Source organism: Sphingomonas olei, assembly GCF_045369765.1.
In the GTDB taxonomy this organism is placed as follows: Bacteria; Pseudomonadota; Alphaproteobacteria; order Sphingomonadales; family Sphingomonadaceae; genus Sphingomonas; species Sphingomonas panaciterrae.
Window position 1 is genome coordinate 1 of record NZ_JBIQEU010000045.1, and the last position, 5936, is coordinate 5936.

The following is a 5936-nucleotide window of genomic DNA, read 5'->3' on the forward strand; positions in this document are numbered from 1 at the left end:
GCCGAACACATGGATGCACCCGACCGGTGCTCATCGCTGCACAAAAGCTCTTGCACCGCAGGGGCCGTCCACACATGGCTCAACGACCACATCATCGCACAGCTACGCTGGTGCAGGGGCCGTCCAACCCATCACGTCAACACCAGCCACGGCCGCGAGGGTGAGCACGGCGAGTGGCGTCCTGATCCGGCGCAGCGTTCGGCGACGGCGGTGATGGCGCATCCCAGCCACATTCCAGGCATTCGGTCGTCTCGACATGCCTACATCATCGCCGGGTTTGGTTAAAAGTCGGCGATTAGATCAGCCAGGCACCAGATATCGGGGTGGCGGCGATATTCAGGTCAGGATCAACTCTTCTGTTAGGACGCCATCGCTGTCGCACGCGCAATGGCGCGGACGCTATGGCTGGAGAGGGTGCGCGGGCGCGCGCAGCGGTGCCTCGGCGCAGATGCCGCGATCCGCTCGGCATAATTCACCGCCTGGGCGGGTCCCCGGCTGGTGATGCTGAAATCGAACACCGTCGCCAGATCGTACCGCGCCCAGGGTGAGGCGATATTCAGCCACGCTGCGATGTGTGGCGAGGCGCGAAGGCAGCGATGTCGAAAGGCTCGGGCGCGCCGCTTTCTTCGCCGTCGATCAGCGCCGCGCGAAGCCGCGCCAGATCGGCGCTGCAGTCCTGCTCGCGGCGAATCAGATCGGGGATCGCCTTACGGTCATTGGTATAATGGCCCGCATCGATTTGGGCGGCGATCCAGTCATTCTGCTGCTCGGCCAGCGTGGTGGTCTTGCGCACGATCGCCATGGTCCCGACCTCATCAAACCATATTGTTGGTGCGATATAGTGCATCGGGGCAGGTGACCAAGCCAAGCCCGGTTAGAATCGAAAACATCTCGACAAGCGATTATGTCGACATGTAGCAACGTCGCCATGCCGACAGTTGCGATTATCAGCCAGAAGGGCGGGGCGGGGAAGATCACGCTGGCGCTCCACCTTGCCGCCATCGCGCAGGACGCGGGACGCGTCGCGCTCATCATCGATACCGATCCGCAGGCGACCGCCAGCCAATGGGCCTCCTGGCGCCAGGATCAGCCCCCCGCCGCGGCTCGCCGCCAAGGTCGCCGCGGCGGAGGGGCAAGGGGCCGAGCTCATCGTCATCGACACGCCGCCCCATGCCGACAGCGCCGCGCGTGCCGCGGTCGAGGTCGCCGATCTCGTGCTGATCCCGTGCCGTCCCAGCGCCTTCGACCTCGCTGCGATCCAGACCACGGCAAAGCTCGTGCAGCTGCTGCGCAAGCCCGCCTTCGTCGTCTTCACCGCCGGGCCGCCCAACGCGCCGCGCGTCTATGCCGAGGCGAGCGAGCTGGTCGACAGCTACGGTACCCCGCCAGCGCCAGTGATCCTCCCCGATCGCGCCGCCTATCGCCACGCCAGCGCGGAGGGGCGCACCGTGACCGAGGCGGAACCCTCGGGCCGCGCCGCGGCGGAGATCCGCGAGCTATACAAATGGACATGTCGACAGCTAGGCATGCCGGCACCGCGTTTTCGAAAGACCGTCTGATGAGCCGCAAGCCAAGCTTCGCCAACCTGCGCACCGCCGCCCCGGCGCTGAAAACGCCCGCGGCCGATCTTCTCCACACCCAGGGCGCGCCTGCGGCGAACGAGGCCGAAGACAGGCCAAAAGCACCCGCCACGCCACGCCCGGAAAGCCGCGTCGGCCGCAAGCAGATCGCCGGCTTCTTCACCCCCGACATGAGCTTCGCGATGCACATGCTGGCGAGGCGTCAGGGGAGAAGCCTCCAGTCACTGATGGCCGAGGCGTTCAACGACGTCCTCCGAAAACACGGCGAAAGCCCGATCGGGGAATGAGGGGAGGGGGAGCTATTCGCCCCTACCACACCCTTATTTATCCTGCGCCTGCAGATAGGCGATGACGTCGGCGCGCATCAGCGGATCGCGCATCCCGGGATAGGCCATGCTGGTCCGCGGCGCGAATTTGCCCGGCGCCGCAAGCCACGCATCCATCCGCTCCGGCGTCCAGGTGCCTCCCACGGATTTCAGCGCATAGCTGTAGCCGAACGCTGGATTGGCGGCGATCGGCTGGCCCATGATGGCATGAAGGTTCGGCCCCGCGCGGGTCGCGCCGCCCTTGCCGATCGTATGGCAGGCCGCACAGGCGCGGAAGGCGCGATTGCCCGCCTCAGGATCGGCATGCGCCATCAGCGTCTCGAACGAAGGCTGCGGCCCCAGTGCCTGACGCCGCGCCTCGCGCTTGCCATCGGAACAACCCGCCACGATCAGGCACAGCAGCAACCAGCGGGACGACGGTAATGCTGCCATGCGGACGGGCCGGATCCTAGCTGAACAAGGGAATGAGCAGGATGGCCCATAAGGCGAGCGACAGGGGAATGCCATTCACGAGACCCTCCACGGAGGGCGGACGGCGAGCATCATACATCGGTCGTCTCCTGATCGACCTTCGGTGTCTCCCGTCCTGCTCCACGCGCTACACAGAATTGATCGCGGCTCGTACCCTGTCGCTGAACAACCTGCTGATATAACGTGCTTGTGCACCGGCGGTTGCAGCCACCAGCTTCAACCACTGCAAGGGCGTCATGCGCCGGGTGAAAGGCACCGCACCGGATCATGGTGGCGGGCTAAGGGGGGAGAGACGGGATGTGTTTTGCATGGTAACGGCCCCGGCGCGAAGGGGATAGGCACCCATGCCACGTGCACAGGCATCACAATATTCGGAAAACAAACGAATGAATGTCCGAAGCGACCTTCGGCTCGACAAGTCGATCGGTGGGTCCACTCCTCTCATTCCCATCGGCAACATGGAAATGCAGCGGGTACGATGCTACGCGCTGCTTGCCCTCACCGATGCGGTGTCGATCAGCGTCAGCTTCCTCATCGCCAATGCCATTTTCATGGGTCATTGGCAGGCGATGCACGGCATGACGATGCTTGGCGTGTTGCTGCCGATCTATCTTTGGGCCGCGGTGCTCAACGGGGCGTACAATGGTGCGGTATTGCGCGACCCCCGAATCGGCGCGGCAAAGGCGATCCGGGCGATTGCCTTTGCCGCTGCGGCGGTACTCATCATCGCTTATTCGTTCAAGGTCGGGGCGGCTTTCTCGCGTCTTGTGTTCTGGATCGGCACGCTGGGGTCGGCCGGGCTGCTCATTGCCGGGCGGATCATGTTGGGGCGGGTGCTGCTGCGCCAGCTTGGTGACTCGCCTTTCAGTACCGTGGTCATCGTCGACGGCGCGGATTTCCACGCGGAACCCAACAGCATCGTCATCGATGTGGCGCAGCTCGGCTTTGATCCACGCACCGACGATCCGGTTCATTATCATCGGCTTGCCAAGTTGATCGCGCATGCGGACCGGGTCCTGATTGCTTCGCGCGACGATCATGTGGTCGCTTGGGCGCATGTGCTGAAATCAATGGCGGTTGATGGGGAGATTATCGCCCCCGATGTCGACCGCATCGGCATGATCGGGATTGGCCATTACAACGACCGGCGAACCATCGTGGTGTCGGCCGGGCCGCTGCATCTGCGCGATCGCATCATGAAGCGGCTTTTTGATCTCGTCGCCTCGTCGCTTGCTCTGCTGATCCTGTCGCCGCTCCTGATCGCCGTCGCCATCGCCATCCGGCTGGAATCGCCCGGCCCCGTGCTGTTCCGGCAGCAGCGGATCGGGCGGGACAATACCTTGTTCATGATGTTCAAGTTCCGCAGCATGTACCATGACCAGTGCGATCCTACGGCCGCCGTGCTGACGGCGCGCGCCGATAGCCGCGTGACCAAGGTGGGCCAGTTCATCCGTCGCAACAGCATCGACGAACTGCCTCAGCTGCTCAATGTCCTGTGGGGAGACATGAGCATGGTGGGTCCCCGTCCGCATGCCCTGTCGGCTCGCGCGGCAGATCGGCTGTATTGGGAAATCGACCCGCGCTATCGCCATCGCCATGCGATGAAGCCAGGCGTAACCGGTCTGGCTCAGATCCGCGGCTATCGCGGCGCGACCGTGGAAACCTCGGATCTCACCAACCGCTTGTCGTCGGACCTCGAATATCTGCGCGACTGGTCGATGGGGAAGGATCTGTGGATACTGTTCCGTACGATCTTCGTCATCCGGCACGACAATGCATTCTGAGAGCGCCGTGCGGGCTGAGGGCACCAAGATGGTTGAGGGTACGACGCGGGGCGGGACGTCTTCGTGGGCGGTCGATCCGACGCATGTGTCGGTCGTCATCCCGACGCTCAATGCCGGGCCACACCTGGCGGCGCTGCTGCCAGCACTGAAGACACAGGGGCTTGATCCGGCACAGTTTCTTGTCGTGGATTCGGAATCCACCGACCAAACCTGTGCTGCCTTTCGCGATTTTGGCGCGACTGTAGTCGGGATCGAACGCCGGACGTTCAATCATGGTGGCACCCGGCAGCGCGCAGTCGAGATGCGGCCGGATGCCAGCATCGTCGTGATGCTGACGCAGGATGCCATTCCGCAGCATCCCGACACGATTGCTCGTCTGGTTGCCGCCTTTGCCGATCCGGCGGTCGGCATGGCCTATGGCCGTCAGCTGCCGCGCCCGGTTGCGCGTGGAATCGAGCGGCACGCCCGTCTGATGAACTACCCGGCCCAGTCGGAAACCCGCGGGCTGGAGGATCGCGCGCGGGTCGGCGTCAAGACCGTGTTCTGCTCGGATTCCTTTGCTGCCTATCGCACCAGCGCGCTCGCCGCGGTGGGTGGATTCCCCGAAGACGCCTTCTTCGCCGAGGACCAGCTCGTCGCCGGGCGAATGCTGCTGGAAGGATGGCAGATCGCCTATCGCGGCGATGCGGAGGTGATTCACAGCCACGGCTACACCATTGCCGAGGAATTTCGCCGCTACTTCGACGTGGGGGTCTTTCATGGCCGCAATCGCTGGCTGATCGACACCTTCGGCCGGGCCGAAGGGGAGGGGGTGCGCTTCATCCGCTCCGAACTCGCCTATCTTGCGCGGCATGATCCGTTGCAGCTGCCTTCGGCAATGGTCAGGACCTTCGCGAAATACGCTGGCTACAGCATGGGCGCGCGGGAGAAGAAATTCTCCAATCGCTGGAAACAGCGATTGTCGATGCAGCCCTTCTACTGGCGTCAGCGGGCCTGAAGGGAATGGGATAGCGGATAGGAGCAGCTTCAGTGGCTTGCCTCAATATCGCTGCGATAGCGCTTGGTCGTAGTGTAACACCGCTTGGTCGTGAGATTATTTGTTGTATGGCTGTGCTGCTGACGATGACCTGATCCCTTGGGATGTCGTCAGTATGGCCCTGCAGGCTTGTGCGGCGATGTTTGCTGACTCAGAAACCTGCGTACTACCGGATGTTTGCGGTGCCCGTTTTTCCTGCCTTCCGCCTTTATGATCATCCGCGTACGCCGGAACATTCCCGGTCCGGATGCGGCTGACAGTGTCGTCCAATGTCACGTTCGCGCGCATCCAGGTGCTGCGTTTTGTCGCGGCCGCTGCCGTGGTAGCCTATCACGCCCAGCTGACAGCGATCACTTACTTCGGCGGGACGGCACCGTTTCCCTTCCTGGAATATGGTGCCTATGGCGTCGATCTGTTCTTCGTCATTTCCGGCTTCATCATTGTCTTCATCGCATCGACGCGTGAAACGCGCGCGGCGACATTCATCAGCCGACGGATCGAGCGCATCGTCCCGCTGTATTGGTTGATGACGCTGTTGACGTTCGCGTTGACCCATATTCCCGGTTTGGCACGCAATGAGGTGTCCGATCCGCTCCACCTCCTTCAGTCGCTGCTCTTCCTTTCGTGGCTCAATGGCCCGGAAAGCTATCCCGTCCTGAATGTTGAACCGCCCCGGGTTTGCGGGAGGCGTTGGGTTGTGAGTCACGCTGCCATATCGATGTTGTCCGCGGCAGCATAA

At 63.1% G+C, this 5936-nt stretch carries 7 protein-coding genes and 1 pseudogene; 6 read left to right on the forward strand and 2 right to left on the reverse strand.

The genetic code is table 11. The features are described from left to right. On the forward strand, positions 1-285 hold a 285-nt coding region (locus ACH0BU_RS17685), incomplete at its 5' end, for a hypothetical protein (RefSeq protein WP_500264430.1). Between the two features lie 271 nt (positions 286-556). Here the strand turns inward: ACH0BU_RS17685 and ACH0BU_RS17690 are convergent. Further along, positions 557-802, reverse strand: coding sequence for a ribbon-helix-helix domain-containing protein (locus tag ACH0BU_RS17690; protein WP_500264431.1), 246 nt, complete (start codon positions 800-802; stop codon positions 557-559). Between the two features lie 126 nt (positions 803-928). Between ACH0BU_RS17690 and ACH0BU_RS17695 the strand changes: the two are divergent. Both ACH0BU_RS17695 and ACH0BU_RS17700 read left to right on the forward strand, forming a co-directional pair. Then, positions 929-1264: pseudogene (locus tag ACH0BU_RS17695) on the forward strand (nucleotide-binding protein); the annotation flags it as partial. A gap of 294 nt (positions 1265-1558) precedes the next feature. Continuing rightward, on the forward strand, positions 1559-1867 hold the full coding sequence (locus ACH0BU_RS17700; protein WP_500264436.1) for a ribbon-helix-helix domain-containing protein: 309 nt from the start codon (positions 1559-1561) through the stop codon (positions 1865-1867). A gap of 33 nt (positions 1868-1900) precedes the next feature. Here the strand turns inward: ACH0BU_RS17700 and ACH0BU_RS17705 are convergent, their stop codons facing one another. Further along, a complete protein-coding gene (locus tag ACH0BU_RS17705; RefSeq protein WP_500264432.1) occupies positions 1901-2338 on the reverse strand; it encodes a c-type cytochrome in 438 nt (145 codons plus the stop codon). A 425-nt stretch (positions 2339-2763) separates the two neighbouring features. Here ACH0BU_RS17705 and ACH0BU_RS17710 point away from each other — a divergent pair, with 425 nt between their 5' ends. From ACH0BU_RS17710 to ACH0BU_RS17720, 3 genes are all read left to right on the forward strand, one after another. Then, entirely contained in the window at positions 2764-4161 is a 1398-nt protein-coding gene (locus tag ACH0BU_RS17710) for an exopolysaccharide biosynthesis polyprenyl glycosylphosphotransferase (protein WP_500264433.1), read from the forward strand. A 28-nt stretch (positions 4162-4189) separates the two neighbouring features. Beyond that, entirely contained in the window at positions 4190-5158 is a 969-nt protein-coding gene (locus ACH0BU_RS17715; RefSeq protein ID WP_500264434.1) for a glycosyltransferase family 2 protein, read from the forward strand. Positions 5159-5456: 298 nt separating this feature from the next. Continuing rightward, complete coding sequence (locus ACH0BU_RS17720) at positions 5457-5936, forward strand: acyltransferase family protein (protein WP_500264435.1); 480 nt, start codon at positions 5457-5459, stop codon at positions 5934-5936.